The organism is Klebsiella sp. GB_Kp056, assembly GCF_040064755.1.
Classification (GTDB): Bacteria; Pseudomonadota; Gammaproteobacteria; order Enterobacterales; family Enterobacteriaceae; genus Klebsiella; species Klebsiella quasipneumoniae.
Window position 1 is genome coordinate 53,645 of record NZ_JBEAJA010000073.1, and the last position, 18,605, is coordinate 72,249.

16 protein-coding genes are annotated in these 18,605 nt (G+C 56.3%); 6 read left to right on the top strand and 10 right to left on the bottom strand.

Translation table 11 applies throughout. The features are described from left to right. Window positions 1–37: 37 nt before the first annotated feature. From ABLV52_RS25385 to ABLV52_RS25405, 5 genes are all read left to right on the top strand, one after another. On the top strand, window positions 38–457 hold the full coding sequence (locus ABLV52_RS25385) for a GNAT family N-acetyltransferase (RefSeq protein ID WP_101866088.1): 420 nt from the start codon (window positions 38–40) through the stop codon (window positions 455–457). Between the two features lie 99 nt (window positions 458–556). Continuing rightward, entirely contained in the window at window positions 557–1,741 is a 1,185-nt protein-coding gene (locus ABLV52_RS25390; protein WP_064155654.1) for an MFS transporter, read from the top strand. Next, window positions 1,710–2,669, top strand: a complete 960-nt coding sequence (gene yidZ / locus ABLV52_RS25395; protein ID WP_004202291.1) for an HTH-type transcriptional regulator YidZ — start codon at window positions 1,710–1,712, stop codon at window positions 2,667–2,669. Before ABLV52_RS25390 ends, yidZ begins: the two co-directional genes overlap by 32 nt. Window positions 2,670–2,978: 309 nt before the next feature. Then, window positions 2,979–3,554: a phosphopantetheinyl transferase gene (locus tag ABLV52_RS25400; RefSeq protein ID WP_072096716.1), complete on the top strand. Its 576-nt coding sequence runs from the start codon at window positions 2,979–2,981 to the stop codon at window positions 3,552–3,554. A 36-nt stretch (window positions 3,555–3,590) separates the two neighbouring features. Continuing rightward, entirely contained in the window at window positions 3,591–4,157 is a 567-nt protein-coding gene (locus ABLV52_RS25405; protein ID WP_023291465.1) for an NADPH-dependent FMN reductase, read from the top strand. 45 nt (window positions 4,158–4,202) lie between these two features. Here ABLV52_RS25405 and ABLV52_RS25410 read toward each other — a convergent pair whose 3' ends face one another. After that, window positions 4,203–5,540, bottom strand: a complete 1,338-nt coding sequence (locus ABLV52_RS25410) for an NCS2 family permease (protein WP_348891060.1) — start codon at window positions 5,538–5,540, stop codon at window positions 4,203–4,205. 169 nt (window positions 5,541–5,709) lie between these two features. Here ABLV52_RS25410 and yieH point away from each other — a divergent pair, with 169 nt between their 5' ends. Further along, window positions 5,710–6,375, top strand: a complete 666-nt coding sequence (gene yieH / locus ABLV52_RS25415; RefSeq protein WP_085551796.1) for a 6-phosphogluconate phosphatase — start codon at window positions 5,710–5,712, stop codon at window positions 6,373–6,375. A 163-nt stretch (window positions 6,376–6,538) separates the two neighbouring features. Here the strand turns inward: yieH and ABLV52_RS25420 are convergent, their stop codons facing one another. The 9 genes from ABLV52_RS25420 to glmU form a co-directional block, all read right to left on the bottom strand. Further along, window positions 6,539–7,705: an alpha/beta hydrolase-fold protein gene (locus tag ABLV52_RS25420; RefSeq protein ID WP_101993106.1), complete on the bottom strand. Its 1,167-nt coding sequence runs from the start codon at window positions 7,703–7,705 to the stop codon at window positions 6,539–6,541. Between the two features lie 38 nt (window positions 7,706–7,743). Then, window positions 7,744–9,375 (bottom strand): carbohydrate porin, encoded by a 1,632-nt coding sequence (locus ABLV52_RS25425; RefSeq protein WP_348891061.1) that lies wholly within the window; start codon window positions 9,373–9,375, stop codon window positions 7,744–7,746. A gap of 475 nt (window positions 9,376–9,850) precedes the next feature. Further along, entirely contained in the window at window positions 9,851–10,576 is a 726-nt protein-coding gene (gene phoU, locus ABLV52_RS25430; protein WP_004145007.1) for a phosphate signaling complex protein PhoU, read from the bottom strand. A 50-nt stretch (window positions 10,577–10,626) separates the two neighbouring features. Further along, on the bottom strand, window positions 10,627–11,400 hold the full coding sequence (pstB, locus tag ABLV52_RS25435; RefSeq protein ID WP_004145006.1) for a phosphate ABC transporter ATP-binding protein PstB: 774 nt from the start codon (window positions 11,398–11,400) through the stop codon (window positions 10,627–10,629). A gap of 46 nt (window positions 11,401–11,446) precedes the next feature. Continuing rightward, complete coding sequence (pstA, locus tag ABLV52_RS25440) at window positions 11,447–12,337, bottom strand: phosphate ABC transporter permease PstA (protein ID WP_023291470.1); 891 nt, start codon at window positions 12,335–12,337, stop codon at window positions 11,447–11,449. Next, a complete protein-coding gene (gene pstC / locus ABLV52_RS25445) occupies window positions 12,337–13,296 on the bottom strand; it encodes a phosphate ABC transporter permease PstC (protein ID WP_004145004.1) in 960 nt (319 codons plus the stop codon). The genes pstA and pstC overlap by 1 nt, the downstream gene beginning before the upstream one ends. Before the next feature lie 127 nt (window positions 13,297–13,423). Then, window positions 13,424–14,464, bottom strand: a complete 1,041-nt coding sequence (gene pstS, locus ABLV52_RS25450) for a phosphate ABC transporter substrate-binding protein PstS (RefSeq protein WP_023291471.1) — start codon at window positions 14,462–14,464, stop codon at window positions 13,424–13,426. A gap of 339 nt (window positions 14,465–14,803) precedes the next feature. Continuing rightward, window positions 14,804–16,633: a glutamine--fructose-6-phosphate transaminase (isomerizing) gene (gene glmS / locus ABLV52_RS25455; protein WP_348891062.1), complete on the bottom strand. Its 1,830-nt coding sequence runs from the start codon at window positions 16,631–16,633 to the stop codon at window positions 14,804–14,806. Window positions 16,634–16,819: 186 nt separating this feature from the next. Beyond that, window positions 16,820–18,190: a bifunctional UDP-N-acetylglucosamine diphosphorylase/glucosamine-1-phosphate N-acetyltransferase GlmU gene (glmU, locus tag ABLV52_RS25460; RefSeq protein WP_348891063.1), complete on the bottom strand. Its 1,371-nt coding sequence runs from the start codon at window positions 18,188–18,190 to the stop codon at window positions 16,820–16,822. Window positions 18,191–18,605 lie beyond the last annotated feature (415 nt).

Below are 18,605 nucleotides of genomic sequence, written 5' to 3' on the forward strand. Positions count from 1 at the left end.
CTCTACTTTTATCTCCCCCTAACCACGAGACTAAAGCATGACCGTTGAATATACCGTGATCGAGAAGGTACCCTCCGCCGAAGCGTTTTGCCACCTGCGGCTGGTAGCGGGCATGTCGCCGCGCCCCGTAGAAGGCGCCAGAGCCGGGCTGCCGCAAAGCTGTTATGGCGTACATATCCTCTGGCAGGAGACGCCGATCGCCATGGGGCGCATCGTCGGCGACGGCGCGATTAATTTCGACATTGTCGACGTCGCCGTCGATCCGGCTCACCAGGGAAAGGGCCTTGGCCGGCTGGTGATGGAGAAACTGGTCGCCTGGCTGGATGCAAACGCCTTTGACGGCGCCTACGTTACGCTGGTGGCAGATGTTCCGGAGCTGTACGCGAAGTTTGGCTTCGAAAGCGTTCGGCCGGAAAGCGAAGGGATGGCCCGCGTCTGGCGACGCCGGGGCCGCTAGTTCGCGTTTCCTGCCAGGAAAATAGCGTTGTCCAAATGGCAACTCGTCTTGCGGAGCGTATCTCACTATGCTGAACGCCATTCACATCGCGAGGATCTCATGACACGCTTTCTTCTCTGCAGCTTTGCCCTGGTTCTGCTCTATCCCTCCGGCATCGATATGTATCTCGTCGGCCTGCCGCGTATTGCTCAGGATCTGGGAGCCAGCGAGGCGCAATTACATATCGCCTTCTCGGTCTATCTGGCCGGAATGGCCTCCGCGATGCTGTTTGCTGGCCGTATCGCCGACCGCTCGGGGCGCAAGCCTGTCGCCATTGTGGGCGCGGCGATCTTTGTTATCGCCTCCCTGCTCTGCGCGCAGGCGCACACCAGCAGCCACTTCCTTACCGGACGCTTTATCCAGGGGATCGGCGCCGGCTGCTGCTACGTGGTGGCTTTCGCTATTTTGCGCGATACGCTGGACGACCGTCGGCGGGCCAAAGTGCTGTCGTTGCTCAACGGCATTACCTGCATCATCCCCGTTCTGGCGCCGGTGCTCGGCCACCTGATCATGCTGAAATTCCCGTGGCAGAGTCTGTTCTACACCATGATCGGCATGGGGGTAACGGTGGGTTTACTGGCGGTATTTATCCTGCGCGAGACGCGTCCGACGGCGCCTCCGCAGACGGCTATGCCGCAGCATGGCGCGGATGAATCGCTGTTGAATCGCTTTTTCCTCAGCCGCATTCTCATCACCACCCTCAGCGTAACGGCGATCCTCACCTACGTGAACGTCTCGCCGGTACTGATGATGGAGGAGATGGGGTTCGATCGCGGCACCTATTCCATGACGATGGCGCTGATGGCGATGGTCAGCATGGCGGTCTCCTTCTCGACGCCGTTCGCCCTGTCGCTGTTTAAACCGCGCACCCTGATGATAACCTCGCAGCTGCTGTTCCTGGCGGCTGGCGTGGCGCTGAGCCTCGCCACCCACCAGGCCGTCACCCTGGTCGGGCTGGGCATGATTTGCGCCGGCTTCTCCGTCGGCTTCGGCGTCGCGATGAGCCAGGCCCTGGGGCCATTCACGCTGCGCGCCGGTGTCGCCAGCTCGGTCCTCGGCATCGCGCAGGTGTGCGGTTCGTCGCTGTGGATATGGCTCGCCGCTATCATCGGACTCAGCGCAATGAATATGCTGATCGGGATACTCATTGCCTGTAGCATAGTGAGTCTTGTTCTGCTACTGGTCGCCACCCCGCCGCGGGTTGCGCAACACGATGAAGAAGCCGCTTTCGAGTCTCGATCTTAATTTACTCCTCTGCCTGCAGCTCCTGACCCAGGAGCTCAGCGTTACCCGTACGGCGAAGCGGATGAACGTTTCGCCCTCGGCGGTGAGCAAGTCGCTGGCCAAACTGCGCGCCTGGTTTGACGATCCGCTGTTTGTCAAAACGCCGCTGGGCCTGGCGCCCACGCCGCTGGTCAGCAGCATGGAGCAGGATCTGGCGGACTGGATGCAGATGGGCAACCAGATCCTCGATAAACCGCACCACACCATGCCGAGCGGCCTCAAGTTCGAGCTGGCGGCGGAAACGCCGCTGCTGATGATCCTGTTTAACACCCTCTCCCAGCGCATCTATCAGCGCTATCCGCAGGCATTGATTCGTTTGCGCAACTGGGACTACGACTCCCTGGACGCCATCATTCGCGGCGAGGTGGATATCGGCTTCTGCGGGCGCGAAAGCCATCCGCAGTCGCGAGAGCTGCTAAGCCTGCTGCCGTGGTATATCGATTTTGATGTGCTGTTCACCGACCTGCCGCAGGTCTGGCTGCGCGCCGATCATCCGGCGCTCAGGGAGGAGTGGGATCTGGCGGCATTCTTACGCTATCCGCATATCACCATCTGCTGGGAACAACGCGATACCTGGGCGCTGGACGACGTGCTGCAGGAGCTGGGGCATAAACGTAACGTGGCGCTGACCGTGCCGGGGTTTGAGCAATCCCTCTTTATGGCGGCCCAGCCGCAGCACACCATGCTGGCCACCGCGCCGCGCTACTGCCAGCACTATAATCAGCAGCACCAGCTACCGCTGGTCTCCCGACCGCTGCCGCTGGAGCCGCAGCATCTGGAAAAGCTTCGCGTCCCCTTCACCTTGCTATGGCATAAACGCAACAGCTACAACCCAAAGCTTGTCTGGCTTAGAGATACGCTGAAAGCGCTCTATTCCGGTACGCTGTAAGCCTTGTTTCGTGCCCATAGCACCTTATTTGCGCAAGAATTTGTAAAATTCAAACAAATTCCCTTTTCAAGGGGGGATTTCGGCATTAAAACCTGTTAATACCAGGCGATAATAGCGCCCGCCGTTTTATTCAGACCATTACTCACGGAGCGACGTATGGCAACGCATTTTGCACGAGGGATACTCAGTACCGGGGAGCCGTTATCGACACGTTTGTCAGCGGCCTGTCATCAATCCGCACGTCGGCTCCCTGAATACCGGCAAGCCCGCTTTCGCGCTTCGCGGTCGCTGCTCGCCGAACTGCTGTTTATGCTTTACGGCATCAGCGAGCTGCCTGAAATCGTTAACGAAGCCAATGGCAGACCGGTTTTTAGCGATCGTCACCTTCCCCGCTTCTCTATCTCTTATACTGGCAATATCGTTGGCGTGGCGCTGACCACCGAGGGGGATTGCGGCCTCGACATGGAGCTGCAGCGCGCCGTTCGCAGCCACGACGCCGACCGGCAAAATTTCAGTAACAATGAGAATCTGTGGATTAACATTCAGCATGACCCGGACGAAGCGCGCAGCCAGCTGGTGGCGCTGCGCCGCAGCGTGCTGAAGCTGACCGGTGAGACATCAACGCAGCTGCAGCTGCTGCCTGGCTCCGGCCGCCTGCGTACCGCCGGCAGCCTGCCGATCGAAGCCGTCTGTGACGCCGAATCGCTGCTGGTGTGGTCGATTGCCGCTACCCCGAATATCGGCCCGCTGAAGGTCTGGGAGTATGATGCTAAGGGAGGCGACTGGCACAGCCTGGCGGACGCTCAGCGCCGCGCACGCGAACCCTCAGCCCGCCTGATGCGCTTTACCAGTCTGCCCACGGAAAAAACCTTATCCCTCAATTGACCGGTCTTGCCGGCATCATGATCCAAAGGAGCAATCATGTCAGATACCTTGAAAGTGGTTACGTTACTCGGCAGCCTGCGTAAAGGGTCGTTTAATGGAATGGTCGCGCGTACCCTGCCCGGCATCGCGCCGGCGGGCATGCACATTTCCGCGTTGCCGTCGATCGGCGATATTCCGCTGTACGATGCTGATATTCAGGAGGAAGAGGGATTCCCGCAGAGCGTGCAGGAGATTGCGCAGCAGATCCGCGAGGCGGATGGCGTGGTGATTGTCACCCCCGAGTATAACTATTCCGTGCCTGGCGGCCTGAAAAACGCCATCGACTGGCTTTCACGTCTGCCCGAGCAGCCGCTGTCCGGCAAGCCGGTGCTGATTCAAACCAGCTCTATGGGCGCCATCGGCGGCGCGCGCTGCCAGTATCATCTGCGGCAGATTCTGGTGTTCCTCGATGCGATGGTGATGAATAAACCGGAATTTATGGGTGGCGTGATCCAGAACAAAGTGGATCCGCAGTCGGGTGAAGTGGTCGATCAGAGCACCCTCGACCATCTGCGCGGCCAGCTGACTGCCTTTGGCGACTATATTCAGCGGGTTAAAGCATAAAAAAAGCCCGGCAGCGATGCCGGGCTTTTTCATCATACGTGCGGATTAATGTGCATCGATAAAGACAATCTTCAGCACGAACAGCAGCGAGACGATAATGACGCAAGGGCTGAGGTCGCGCAGACGGCCGGTGCCAATTTTCATCACGCAGTAGGAGATAAAGCCCAGGGCAATGCCTTCGGTGATCGAGAAGCTAAACGGCATCATCACCGCGGTGATAAACGCCGGTACCGCTTCCGTCAGGTCATCCCACTTCACGCGCGCCAGGCTTGAGGTCATCAGCACGCCGACGTAAATCAGCGCGCCGGCTGCCGCATAGGCCGGAACCATCCCCGCCAGCGGAGAGAGGAAGATAACCAGCAGGAACAGGATACCGACGACCACGGCGGTCAGGCCGGTGCGCCCGCCCACGGAAACGCCGGAGGAGGATTCGATATACGCAGTTACCGACGAGGTGCCGATGAAGGAGCCTGCCACCGACGAGACGCTATCGACAAACAGCGCCTGCTTCATGCGCGGGAATTTACCGTTGGCGTCCGCCAGACCCGCTTTATCCGTCACGCCGATCAGCGTCCCGGAGGAGTCAAACAGGTTGACCAGCATAAAGGAGAAGATCACCCCGGCCAGGCCCAGATTCAGGGAGCCCGCCAGATCGACATGACCGATCACCGAAGTCACGCTCGGCGGCGCCGAGACGATACCGGTGTAGTGTACATCACCCAGCATCCAGCCCAGCAGGGTGGTCACCACGATAGAGACCAGAACCGCGGCATGAATATTGCGCGACGCCAGAATCGCGATGATAAAGAAGCCCAGCACGCCCAGCAGCACGCTGTGGGAGGTCAGATGACCAATGCTGACCAGCGTTTCCGGGTTTGCGACGATAACCCCGGCGTTCTTCAGGCCCATCATACCGATAAACAGACCGATACCGCTGGTGATGCCCACGCGCAGGCTCAGCGGAATATTGGCGATCATCCAGTAGCGTACGCGGAAGATCGTCAGCAGCAGCAGGCCGACGGCGCCCCAGAAAATCGCGCCCATCCCGACCTGCCACGGCAGGCCCATCGCCTGCACCACCACAAAGGCGAAAAAGGCGTTCAGGCCCATCGCCGGCGCCAGGGCGACCGGCAGGTTCGCGAACAGCCCCATCAGGATACTGCCGCAAGCGGCAATCAGACAGGTGGTCACAAACACGGCGCTGGTATCCATGCCCGCTACGCCAAGAATTTGTGGGTTAACAAAAACGATATACACCATCGTCAGGAACGTGGTGAAACCGGCGATGGCTTCCGTGCGCACCGTGGTGCCGTGCTCGCGCAGTTTAAATACGCGCTCCAGCAGACCCTGGCCAGAAGACTGGCTGGTTTGTTGTTGACTCATTATCGGTTTCCGAACGTAAGGAGGGAAAATTCGACGCTATCCTATACCAAATTACAGCACCAGGCGCGGTTGTATGGTAATTTTTTTCATTTATTTTGCTTATACGGCAACGATTGCGTCGCGGTATTGGACATGACGAAAACGTTAAACTTGTTAATATGGAATGGCTATGACTCAACCAGAAGCAGTATTTTTTGACTGTGACGGCACGCTGGTCGACAGCGAGGTGATTTGCTCCCGCGCCTACGTGCATATGTTCCAGGAATTTGGCATTACGCTGGAGCTGGCAGAGATTTTTAAGCGCTTCAAAGGTGTAAAGCTGTACGAAATAATCGACACCATCAACGCCGAGCATGGCGTTAACCTGCAAAAGGCCACTCTGGAGCCGATTTACCGTGCGGAAGTCGCCCGCCTGTTTGATAGCGAACTGGAGGTGATTGCCGGAGCCCAGGCGCTGCTGGATGCGGTAAGCGTCCCGATGTGCGTGGTTTCCAATGGCCCGGTCAGTAAGATGCAACACTCTCTCGGCCGCACCGGCCTGCTGCACTATTTCGCTGACCGGTTGTACAGCGGCTACGATATTCAGCGCTGGAAACCCGATCCGGCGCTGATGTTCCATGCCGCAAAGGCGATGAGCGTTAACGTCGAGAACTGTATTCTGGTTGATGATTCCAGGGCAGGTGCACAATCGGGAATAGCCGCCGGCATGGAGGTGTTCTACTTCTGCGCCGATCCGCACAATCCGCCCATCGATCATCCCAACGTGACGACCTTTACCGATCTGGCTGCGCTGCCGGCATTGTGGAAAGCGCGCGGTTGGGATATCACTCGCTAGCCCCCGGCGTCGCCCAGCCGGGCGACGGTTGGCAGGTAGCGCTATGATCTAGCTCAGAACAGGACGGCTGGCGACCGGCTATCTCTTCATCATCTTCGGACACAATCACTTTCATCTTGTCTTTCTTCACTCGCGGAAAGCGGGGGCTAAACGCCCCCACCGGCTATTTAAACAGTTTTTGCACAAACTCCGCGTAGGCCGGGCGCCAGACGTCCATTTCATGGTTCAGGCCGGGATAGGCGTGATAGTCAAAGTTGATCTTCTGTTTTTCCAGTTCGCTTTTCAGACCCGCGATGTCTTTGCCGGTCACGGAATCTTTTTCCCCGACGACCACGGTAAAGTTACGCAGCTGTTGATTGATCGCCTCAGGATGTTTCAGTTGCGCTTCCACACCGGCATTCGGCACCGTGGTGGTCGTGACGCCGCTAAACGTGGCGAGCCAGCCAAAGCTCTCCAGATGATTCATCCCGGAAACCAGCGCCTGATACCCGCCCTGAGAGAGGCCAGCCAGCGCCCGACCGTCGGCATCTTTACGCACGTTAAACCGGGCATCGATCAGCGGAATGATGTCCTGCATCAGCTCCTTATCCGCCGCCTGCGCATTTAGCGGATAGAAGGTTTTGCGTCGCTCCTGCGGCGGGAAGTTTTCCGCGATGGCTTCCGGGGTGTCGGTTTCGGTATCCGGGACCACCACCAGCATAGGCTTGATCTTGCCCTCCGCCAGCAGGTTATCCATGATTTGCGGAATGCGCCCCTGATCGATGGCCGACAGCCCGCTGTCGCCAAAGCCATGATAGAAATAGAGCACCGGCAGCGGCTCGCCGCTGCCGCTATAGTTCGGCGGCGTCCAGACATAGAGCCGCCGTTCCGCATTCAGCGCCTTCGAGTGATAGGTAAGGGTGCGCAGATCGCCGTGCGCGACCGGGCGATCGTCCAGAATACTGCCGGGAACCAGAATCAGGCTGGTGTTCACCTGACGCTGCGGCTTCTGATAGCGGCTGCCGGTATCCACCGAGCGGAAGCCGTCCACATCAAAATAGTATTCATAGAGATTGGGTTTCATTGGCTCGCTTTTCCATGTCCAGACCCCGTGGTCCGCTTTGGTCATGTCGTGCGAGACAAAGGTGTCCGGCGTGGCGCCTGTCACTACCGAAACCCGCCGGGCATCAGGGGCAAACAGGCGGTAAGTGATACTCTTATCCGCGTTAACCTGGGTGATAAAGTGGCTCACCGGCAGGGAGGGCTCGGGCACCGCTGGCAACGGTGCCGCCTGAATGGTGAACGCCGCGCCCGCCAGCGCGAGGGCGAAATAAATTGCATGTCGTTTCATCGTTATTCCTCTTACGTTGTGTCCGTTCTGTTATCGTCTCACCACCAGATTTCCGCCTGCGCCCCTACGGCAAACTGATCGTTTTTACCGTCTTCAAAAATGCGGGTGGTGTTATTCGCGGCCTTATCCAGGTCGATATCCTTCGCTTTAATATAGGTGGCATAGAAGCGAATTTCCGGGCGCGAGGTCAGCATACTGGTATTAACTTTGAAGGTATGGAACAGCGTGGTCTTATAGCCGGACTCGTTATATTTCTTGCCGGTCACATCTTTGTTTTGCTGCCTGAAGTACCCCAGTTCGACGCCGGTCTGGTTATATTTATTCCAGATATAGGCCGGCCGCAGGACCGTACGGATGGATTCAAAATCGGAGTGGGCCCCGGTCTCGTAGCTGTAAACGTCGTTGCCAAAGGAGTAAACGATGGCATTCGCCATAATAATGTCATCGCGTAAATAGGTTTCCCCTTGCGAGGTTAAGCGCAAGGCGGTGCCATTGGTATGGTCGCCATAATAGCGGCCGTTAAAGGTGGTATAGGGGCTGGATCCGGCATAGCGCGAGAAGCTGCTGGCAATGGAGTTATTCGCCAGCAACAAAGAAAATTCGTTAAAGCCGCCGTGAGCAAATTTTTGCGTTAACGAGGTGCCGGCCATCCAGGTATCTTTCCATGGATAATAGCCTTCATTGCCCTCTTTATATTTCTCAGAAGAACTTTGGTTGGCGGCGACATAGCGTCCGCTGACCATCAGACTGGCTTTATCCCACAACGGGATCTCTTTGTAACGGATATCGAGGGTATTGGTGTTAATTTGCTGCTTATTGCTTAAAGAACGATCGTAGTCATCAACATCCTCCCGGACCAGCGCAATATCGAATTTCCCGGCGCCTACCTGCCAGTTTTCCAGCCCCACGCCAGCCGCCGCATCGGTTCTCTGCGTTTTCCAGTCCAGCATCTGGATCTCGATTTTTGGCGCACCGTGTTTGCCGACCCAGAAATCGGCTTCCGGGGCAAACGGCAGGAATCCTTTGGTGTTAACGTACATATCCGAGAACTGGATGTAGTTTTCGCCGCCGGCATTGTCACCAAACCAGCCAGTGGAATACTGCTGGCCAACGTTCCCGTCGAGCATCACGATGGCGTCGACGCGTTTATCGCCTTCCTGAAACACCCGCTGCTTCAGCTGCAGATCGAACCAACCGGAATATTCATTGCCCAGACGGCCAAGCGAGCCAATGGCCCACGACTTTGGCGAGCCATGCGAGGCGGTTCCCCAGCCCGAGCGGAAGTAGCCGTTATAGCTAAAGCCAATTTCATCTTTGACGAACTTGCTAAAGTCTTTCAGCGTCATCGCGCTGTAGGCTGGCGCGCCGTCTGTGGCAGGTTGTTGATTTTTGACCAGTACCGCATCCGGTTTCACTGCTGCTTTCGGTCCTGCCGCCGCCGCGACGGTGCGCTTCTGGCTCTCTGCAGGCGAAGACCATGTGGCCCAAATCTGGTCTCTTTTTCTCTCCTGGTCCTGATATTTTTTGAGCTCTTTTTGCGTATCGCTAAGCGCTTTTTCCAGCAACTCAAGCCGTTGCTCTACCGTCAACTGGCTCGCGAACAGCGTGGTTGAATAACAAAGCGGCGCCAGCAATACCATCGCCGAAGCGATCCTGGTTTTTCTAAACATAATATTCCCTTATATAAGTGTTGGCATAAATAAATACGACAGCGACAAGCATCGCGCGGGTTTTAATAGCTGTATCCATACCGCTTAAGGGCGCGAGGGCTGTTATTTTTGCGGTGAGAAAAAAGCAAAAAAACCCGAAGAAGACGATCTGCCTAAACAGATAATCCTCTTCAGGTTTTGCCCGCGCATCGCGGTAGCAACCCTTATTAATTCATTCTTAGCGCGCATAAAAAAACCTGATATCGCCGCCGTGGGGGGGCAATATCAGGTTTTGCCTGCTGTCGCAGTAACAATCCGTTTAAAACATTCTGAGCTTGCGCGCTCAGTCAGTGGATACTGATTGTTACGCGATAAAATGAAGAACTCAAACGGGCAGCCTGTTAATTGTGACGATAATCGCAGCAATATCGCTGCCGCTGGAGGAAGCATATCTAATTCTGATAAATCCATTTATCAGAATTAGACAAAATGATTATTACTCTTTCGGATCTTTTCCGGCGAGCAGTTTATCCAGTTCATCGCCGCCCACATGACGGAAATCCTGGCCTTTGACGAAGTAGAAAATATATTCGCAAATATTCTGGCAGCGGTCGCCGATACGTTCGATGGAGCGCGCGCAGAACAGCGCCGTCAGAACGCTGGGGATAGTGCGCGAGTCTTCCATCATGTAGGTCATCAGCTGACGCACGATGCCTTCATACTCCTGGTCGACTTTCTTGTCTTCGCGATAGATACGTACCGCCTCGTCGAGATCCATACGCGCGAAGGCATCCAGCACGTCATGCAGCATCTGCACCGTATGGCGGCCCAGCGATTCGAGGCTCACCAGCAGCGGCTGGTGCTGCTGGGAAAATTTCTCCAGCGCGGTGCGGCAGATTTTATCCGCCACGTCGCCAATGCGTTCCAGCTCAGCGATGGTCTTGATGATCGCCATCACCAGGCGCAGGTCGCTGGCGGTCGGCTGGCGCTTGGCGATGATGCGCACGCAGGCTTCATCGATCGCCACTTCCATCATGTTGACCTGCTTGTCGCCGTCAATCACGCGTTTCGCCAGATCGCTGTCCTGGTTATGCATGGCGGTGATCGCATCAGAAAGCTGTTGCTCCACCAGCCCACCCATGGTCATCACCTGGGTGCGGATATACTCCAGTTCAGCGTTGAACTGGCCGGAAATATGTTTGTTAAGATTTAGGTTGTCCATGGTGTCTCCTGATTGCCCAACTGGTGAGAGCCTGAAAGCACAAGGGCAAATCAACCGTAGCGGCCAGTAATATAATCTTCAGTTTGTTTCTTCGCGGGCTTGGTGAACAGGTCATCCGTGTTGCTGAACTCAATCAGCTCGCCAAGATACATAAATGCCGTATGGTCGGAGCAACGCGCAGCCTGCTGCATGTTGTGAGTCACGATAACGACGGTGTAATCCTGCTTCAGCTCGGTGATCAGCTCCTCGATACGCCCGGTAGAGATCGGGTCCAGCGCTGAGCAAGGTTCATCAAGCAGCAGGACTTCCGGGCGGATCGCGATACCGCGGGCGATGCACAGGCGCTGCTGCTGACCGCCGGAGAGAGAATACCCGCTCTGGTGCAGTTTATCTTTGGTTTCATTCCATAATGCGGCTTTGGTCAACGCCCACTGCACGCGCTCATCCATATCGGCACGGGACAGCTTTTCAAACAGGCGCACGCCGAAAGCGATGTTGTCGTAAATGGACATCGGGAACGGCGTTGGCTTCTGGAATACCATGCCAACCTTGGCACGCAGCAGGGCGATATCCTGGGTGTTGGTCAGAATGTTGTCGCCATCCAGCAGGATCTCGCCTTCCGCGCGCTGCTCCGGATACAGTTCAAACATTTTGTTGAACGTACGCAGCAGGGTGGATTTACCACAGCCTGACGGACCGATAAACGCCGTCACCTGGTTTTTGGTGATATCCAGGTTAATGTTCTTCAGGGCATGGAATTTACCGTAGTAGAAGTTCAGGTTGCGAACTGAAATCTTACCCGGGGCTGTATTCACCATACTCATCTCAATCTCTTCCTCATTCAGCGCAGCTGTCGCTGCGCCGCAAAAATTAACCGTGTTTCTTCTTGGCGAAGATAACGCGCGCCAGGATGTTCAGCAGCAAGACGCACAGGGTGATAATCAATACCCCGGCCCATGCCAGTTGCTGCCACTCCGCAAACGGACTCATGGCAAATTTGAAAATGGTCACCGGCAGGTTGGCAATCGGCTGCATCATGTCGGTGCTCCAGAACTGGTTGGACAGCGCGGTAAACAGCAGGGGCGCCGTTTCCCCGGCGATACGGGCGATAGCGAGCAGGATCCCGGTCATAATCCCCGAGACGGACGCTTTCAGGGTGATCGCCGAGATCATCTTCCACTTCGGCGTACCCAGCGCATAGGCCGCTTCACGCAGGCTATCCGGCACCAGTTTCAGCATGTTTTCGGTGGTACGAATAACGATAGGCACCTGCAGCAGCGCCAGGGCGATCACCCCCGCCCAGCCGGAGAAGTGCTGCATCTGCGCCACCACGATGGTGTAGACGAACAGACCAACCACGATAGACGGCGCGGAAAGCAGAATATCGTTAATAAAACGGATAATTTCCGCCAGCACCGACTTGCGGCCATACTCCGCCAGATAAATTCCAGCGAGGATACCCAGCGGCGTACCAAAGATAGTTGCCCACAGGATCAGCAGGCCGCTGCCGGCGAGGGCGTTGGCCAGACCGCCGCCCGCGGTATTCGGCGGCGGCGTCATTTCGGTAAACAGCGCCAGGCTCATGCCGTCGAAGCCGCGGGTTATCGTCGCCATCAGGATCCAGATAAGCCAGAACAAACCAAACGCCATGGTGGCCATCGACAGCGCCAGGGCGATGCGGTTCTTCATGCGGCGTTTAGCCTGCATCTTGCGGCGAGACTCCGCCAGCTCGGCGGTGCTTTGCATTTCAATGGTCGCCATTAGCGTGCCCCCTCATTCTTCGCGAGGCGCATAATCATAAACTTCGACGCCGCCAGAACGATAAAGGTGATAACGAACAGGATCAGACCCAGTTCCATCAGCGCCGCCACGTGCAGACCAGTTTCGGCTTCGGCGAATTCGTTGGCCAGCGCGGAGGTAATGCTGTTCCCCGGCATATACAGCGATATGCTGTCGAGCTGGTAGGTGTTACCGATGATAAAGGTGACCGCCATGGTTTCACCCAGCGCACGGCCCAGACCGAGCATCACGCCGCCGATCACCCCGTTCTTGGTGAACGGTAATACGATGCGCCAGATCACTTCCCAGGTGGTACAGCCGATGCCATAGGCCGACTCTTTCATCATCACCGGCGTCTGTTCGAAAACATCACGCATTACCGCGGCGATATAAGGGATGATCATGATGGCCAGAATGACGCCAGCGGCGAGAATACCGATACCAAACGCCGGGCCAGCAAACAGCGCGCCGACGAACGGAATAGTCGACAGGACGTTACCGACAGGCTCCTGGAAGTAAGTCGCAAACAGCGGGGCGAAAATAAACAGGCCCCACATGCCGTACACGATACTCGGGATCGCGGCCAGCAGCTCAATCGCAATGCCCAGCGGACGCTTGAGCCAGGCGGGGGACAGTTCCGTCAGAAACAGGGCGATGCCGAAGCTCACCGGTACGGCGATCAGCAGCGCGATAAAGGAGGTCACCAGGGTCCCGTAAATCGGCACCAGCGCGCCGAAGATTTCGTTGGGCGCATCCCACTCTTTGGTCCACAAAAAGGCAAAGCCAAACTTTTGAATGCTCGGCCAGGAAGAGATGATCAGGGAAACGATGATGCCGCCCAGCATCAATAGCACAATCAGCGCAGCCAGTTTTACCAGCGCACTGAAAATCATGTCACCCTTTTTCCCCGGAGGGGTAAATGCAGGCTTGGTTGCAGCCATAGATTACTCTTTACGTATTAAAGCTTGTTCGAATAAATGCCCGGTGGCGTTCGCTTCCGGGCCTACAGTCTGAACCGTAGGGCGGGCAGCGCTGAACGCCCCCGCCATCTTCGTCAAAAATCTACTGTTAGTACAGCGCTTTACCGCTGCTGTCTTTGACGTTGGTTTTCCATGCCGCACGAACCTGCTCAACCACGCTTTCCGGCAGCGATGCGTAATCCAGCGCATTCGCTTCTTTCCCGCCGTTTTTATACGCCCAGTCGAAGAACTTCAGCACTTCAGCGGTCTGCTCAGGCTTGTTAGTCGCCTTATGCACCAGGATGAAGGTGGTTGAGGTGATCGGCCATGCATTTTCACCCTTCTGGTTAGTCAGGTCCTGAGCGAAAGACTTGCTCCAGTCAACGCCTTTTGCGGCGTTAGCGAAGTTGTCTTCAGTCGGGCTAACCGGTTTGCCATCGGCAGAGACCAGTTTGGTGTACGCCAGATTGTTTTGTTTGGCGTAAGCGTATTCGACGTAACCAATCGAGCCCGGCAGACGCTGAACAAAGGCGGCGATACCGTCGTTGCCTTTACCGCCAAGACCGGTTGGCCAGTTAACGGTAGAGCCTGCGCCGATTTTCGATTTCCACTCTTCATTCACTTTGGACAGGTAGCTGGTGAAGACGAAGGAGGTACCGGAACCATCGGCGCGGCGAACCACGGCGATATTCTGCGACGGCAGCTTCAGACCCGGGTTGAGTTTAGCGATCGCTTCGTCATCCCATTTTTTAATTTTACCCAGATAGATATCGCCGAGGGTTTTGCCATCCAGCACCAGCTCGCCGGATTTTACGCCAGGCAGGTTAACCGCCAGCACCACGCCGCCAATCACGGTCGGGAACTGGAACAGACCTTCCTGGGTCAGTTTGTCATCAGCCAGCGGAGCATCAGAAGCACCGAAATCAACGGTGTTGGCAATAATCTGCTTAACGCCACCAGAGGAACCAATACCCTGGTAGTTCACTTTATTGCCGGTTTCTTTCTGATAGGTGTCAGCCCATTTGGCATACACCGGCGCAGGAAAAGTTGCACCTGCGCCAGTCAGGCTTGCTGCTGCGAAAGCAGAGAAAGCGCTCATCGATAAGGTCGCGGCGACAACTGTTGCGACGGTGGTACGCATAACGTTCATAATGTCTCCTGCTGGGATTCGTAAATCATTGTTTCGAGGCTATGGTGAGCAAAATAGGTCAAAGAGGTGACAGTAAAATGTACGAATTATGACAGTTTTATGACAGGCCGGGAGACTGGATTTTGCGTCAAATAATACGCTTATAACTCAAATGGTTATCTGCAAGCATGACCATACAATGACGGAATAATTTTCTTTTTATGACAACCAAATCGCAGTGCAAAACGATCGGTTGTCGTCTATCGCCATCCCACATATTGCGCACAAGATCGGCGAAAAACAGCAGGTGAAAATAAAAAAGGGCCACCGCCGGCAGCCCTTTGCAAAAGAGGTAATACGTTACTCAACCGTGACCGATTTCGCCAGGTTACGCGGCTGATCAACGTCTGTGCCTTTGATCAGCGCAACGTGATAAGCCAGCAGCTGCAGCGGCACGGTGTAGAAGATGGGGGCGATGGTCTCTTCGACATGCGGCACCTCAATGATGTGCATGTTGTCGCTGCCGTTGAAGCCGGCGTCACCGTCGGCGAAGACGTACAGCTCACCGCCGCGGGCGCGAACTTCTTCGATGTTGGATTTCAGTTTTTCCAGCAGCTCGTTGTTCGGCGCCACCACGATCACCGGCATTTCCGCATCAATCAGCGCCAGCGGGCCGTGCTTCAGCTCGCCCGCCGCGTAGGCTTCCGCGTGAATGTAGGAGATTTCTTTCAGCTTCAGCGCCCCTTCCATGGCGATCGGATACTGATCGCCGCGGCCGAGGAACAGCGCATGGTGCTTATCAGAGAAACGCTCTGCCAGCTGCTCAATACGCTTGTCCTGAGAGAGCATCTGCTCGATACGACTCGGCAGCGCCTGCAGGCCGTGGACGATATCATGCTCAATGGACGCATCCTGACCTTTCAATCGCGCCAGTTTCGCCACCAGCATCAGCAGCACCGTCAGCTGAGTGGTAAAGGCCTTGGTCGAGGCCACGCCAATTTCCGTTCCGGCTTTGGTCATCAGCGCCAGATCGGATTCGCGCACCAGCGACGAGCCCGGCACGTTGCAGATGGCCAGCGAGCCGAGATAGCCCAGCTCTTTCGACAATCGCAGCGCCGCCAGCGTATCGGCAGTTTCACCGGACTGGGAAAGGGTGATCATCAGGCTGTTACGACGCACCGCGGACTTGCGATAGCGGAATTCGGAGGCGATTTCCACATCGCACGGCACGCCGGCTAACGCTTCAAACCAGTAGCGGGAGACCATCCCGGAGTTATAGGAAGTCCCGCATGCAACAATCTGAATATGTTCGACCTGAGCCAGCATTTCATTGGCGTTCGGCCCCAGCTCGCTGAGATCGACTTCGCCGTGGCTGATACGCCCGGTCAGGGTGTTCTTAATCGCGTTCGGCTGTTCGAAAATCTCTTTCTGCATATAGTGGCGATAGATACCTTTATCGCCGGCGTCATACTGCAGATTGGATTCGATCTCCTGCCGCTTCACTTGCGCAGCGGATTTATCGAAAATCACCACCGAGCGACGAGTCACTTCCGCAATATCGCCCTCTTCGAGGAAGATGAAGCGGCGGGTAACCGGCAGCAGCGCCAGCTGGTCGGAGGCGATAAAGTTTTCACCCATGCCCAGACCGATAACCAGTGGGCTACCGGAGCGGGCCGCCAGCAGAGTTCCCGGGTCGCGGGTATCCATGATGACGGTGCCGTAGGCGCCGCGCAGCTGCGGGATGGCGCGCAGCACGGCTTCACGTAAGGTACCACCTTGTTCCAGCTCCCAGTGCACCAGATGGGCGATAACTTCGGTATCGGTCTCAGTGACGAAGACATAGCCGCGAGACTGCAGCAGTGCGCGCAGCGGCTCGTGGTTTTCGATGATCCCGTTATGGACCACCACAATGTGTTCAGAAACATGCGGATGCGCATTGCTCTCAGACGGTTCGCCGTGCGTCGCCCAACGAGTATGGGCGATCCCGGTACCACCGTGTAACGGTTGCTCTTCGACCGCCTGAGCCAGCATCTGTACCTTACCCAGGCGACGCACGCGGGTCATATGACCTTCGCTGTCGACTACCGCCAGACCGGCAGAGTCATAGCCACGGTATTCCAGACGACGTAAACCTTCGAGAAGGATTTCAGCAATATCACGCTGCGCGACTGCGCCAACAATTCCACACATAGTTAAATTTCCTGATAATGGCGATATGCCATGCGTTGTCGCTGACCTGTATTTGCCCGTTTTCCGGGCGCCCCGAGCCTTGTAGAGAGTGGGGTTATTGTTATGGTACTGCCTGCGGACGGGGATCTATATTGACCCTCTCATCCTGGTTCGCCGGGCGTTTTTCACCCCCGGCGACAATCCTGTTTATTTTTTCTTCACCGGACGCTGCCAGCCCTGTTTGTGGACCTGCGGTACGCGGCTCAACACCAGTTCGTTATCGGCGATATTGCGTGTGACGGTGGTGCCGGCGGCGATCGTGACGCCGTTGCCTACCGTGACCGGGGCCACCAGCTGGGTATCCGAGCCGACAAAGACATCATCGCCAATAATCGTTTTATGTTTATTCGCGCCATCATAGTTGCAGGTGATGGTGCCCGCGCCGATATTGACGTTATCACCGATCTCCGCATCGCCCAGATAGGTCAGATGACCCGCCTTGGAGCCTTTGCCGAGACGCGCCTTTTTCATTTCCACGAAGTTGCCAACGTGGGCGCCTTCCAGCAGTTCGGCGCCCGGGCGCAGACGGGCAAATGGGCCGATGGTGCAGGCCGCCTGCAGCCGGGCATCTTCCACCACGCTGTAGGGGCTGATTTCGCAATCATCGCCGATAGTGCTGTTTTTAATCACACAGCCGGCGCCGATTTTCACGCGATCGCCCAGCACGACGCTGCCTTGCAGAATAACGTTAGTATCGATCTCCACATCGCGCCCGTGCTGCAGCGTACCGCGCAGATCGAAACGCGCCGGATCGCGCAACATCACCCCCGCCAGCAGCAGCTTTTCCGCTTGCTCAGCCTGGTAGACGCGCTCCAGGCGCGCAAGCTGCAGGCGATTGTTGACGCCTTCGACTTCGCTCAGGCGCTGGGGATGCACGGCAACGATCTCGTGACCTTCCTGATGCGCCATGGCGATGATATCGGTGATGTAGTATTCGCCCTGGGCGTTGTTATTGGTGAGCTTCGCCAGCCAGCGCTTGAGATCTGCTCCGCCGGCGATCAGGATCCCGGTGTTAATTTCCTGAATCTGGCGCTGCGTCTCGCTGGCATCTTTGTGCTCAACGATGCCTGTCACCTGGCCATTCTCACGGGTAATGCGGCCATAGCCGGTTGGATCATCCAGCTTCACCGTCAGCAGACCAATCCCGCCCTGCGGTTTCGCGGCGCGCAGGCGCTGTAGCGTCTCGACGGAGATCAGCGGCACGTCGCCGTAGAGCATCAGGATGTCTTCATCATCATTGAAGAACGGCGCCGCCTGCTGCATGGCGTGGCCGGTTCCTAGCTGCTCGGCCTGCAGCACCCAATTCAGGTTGTCTTCATGCAGCGTCTGACGCAGCAGATCGCCGCCGTGGCCGTACACCAGGTGTACCGCACATGCGCCTAAATCGTTAGCGGCATCAATGACATGCTGCACCATTGGCTTCCCGGCCAGGGTATGCAGCACCTTAGGAAGATCGGAATACATGCGGGTCCCTTTGCCTGCGGCAAGGATAACCACGCTCATCGCACTATTTGACATACTCATCCTGACGGTAGTTAGAACGAAAAGTAAAAGCCTTTCACGTTGAAATTTCTACATATTTTTCATCATAAAACGAGACGTGGAGAAAACGTCCAGGCTCACGGCTATACACCATTTTATGACGCTATTTTTAACCACTGCAAATCAGTTTAACGCTGAAAAAGGAGGGTAGGGAGGATAATCATTGACTATCTCACTGCTTTTGCTGTTTTTTCGTCACCTGAATAAAGCCGCTGCGGAAAGCGGTTTTCAGCACCCATAGCGGGAAGAACCAGGATAATCGTCGCCAGTCGCTGGCGGGGGGAGGGCGGCAAAGTGATTGATGTACCGATTAAAAACGAAAGGCCACCGTCAGGTGACCTTCTTTGCCCGGTTTCACATCGCCAGTGTTGTCGTTTTGATGGGCGATACG

Bases quoted from the DNA above. Each gene is read 5' to 3' on its own strand.
- ABLV52_RS25385 (WP_101866088.1), top strand. From the start codon at position 38: ATGACCGTTGAATATACCGTGATCGAGAAGGTACCCTCCGCCGAAGCG.
- ABLV52_RS25390 (WP_064155654.1), top strand. From the start codon at position 557: ATGACACGCTTTCTTCTCTGCAGCTTTGCCCTGGTTCTGCTCTATCCC.
- yidZ (WP_004202291.1), top strand. From the start codon at position 1,710: ATGAAGAAGCCGCTTTCGAGTCTCGATCTTAATTTACTCCTCTGCCTG.
- ABLV52_RS25400 (WP_072096716.1), top strand. From the start codon at position 2,979: ATGCTTTACGGCATCAGCGAGCTGCCTGAAATCGTTAACGAAGCCAAT.
- ABLV52_RS25405 (WP_023291465.1), top strand. From the start codon at position 3,591: ATGTCAGATACCTTGAAAGTGGTTACGTTACTCGGCAGCCTGCGTAAA.
- ABLV52_RS25410 (WP_348891060.1), bottom strand. From the start codon at position 5,540: ATGAGTCAACAACAAACCAGCCAGTCTTCTGGCCAGGGTCTGCTGGAG.
- yieH (WP_085551796.1), top strand. From the start codon at position 5,710: ATGACTCAACCAGAAGCAGTATTTTTTGACTGTGACGGCACGCTGGTC.
- ABLV52_RS25420 (WP_101993106.1), bottom strand. From the start codon at position 7,705: ATGAAACGACATGCAATTTATTTCGCCCTCGCGCTGGCGGGCGCGGCG.
- ABLV52_RS25425 (WP_348891061.1), bottom strand. From the start codon at position 9,375: ATGTTTAGAAAAACCAGGATCGCTTCGGCGATGGTATTGCTGGCGCCG.
- phoU (WP_004145007.1), bottom strand. From the start codon at position 10,576: ATGGACAACCTAAATCTTAACAAACATATTTCCGGCCAGTTCAACGCT.
- pstB (WP_004145006.1), bottom strand. From the start codon at position 11,400: ATGAGTATGGTGAATACAGCCCCGGGTAAGATTTCAGTTCGCAACCTG.
- pstA (WP_023291470.1), bottom strand. From the start codon at position 12,337: ATGGCGACCATTGAAATGCAAAGCACCGCCGAGCTGGCGGAGTCTCGC.
- pstC (WP_004145004.1), bottom strand. From the start codon at position 13,296: ATGGCTGCAACCAAGCCTGCATTTACCCCTCCGGGGAAAAAGGGTGAC.
- pstS (WP_023291471.1), bottom strand. From the start codon at position 14,464: ATGAACGTTATGCGTACCACCGTCGCAACAGTTGTCGCCGCGACCTTA.
- glmS (WP_348891062.1), bottom strand. From the start codon at position 16,633: ATGTGTGGAATTGTTGGCGCAGTCGCGCAGCGTGATATTGCTGAAATC.
- glmU (WP_348891063.1), bottom strand. From the start codon at position 18,190: ATGTCAAATAGTGCGATGAGCGTGGTTATCCTTGCCGCAGGCAAAGGG.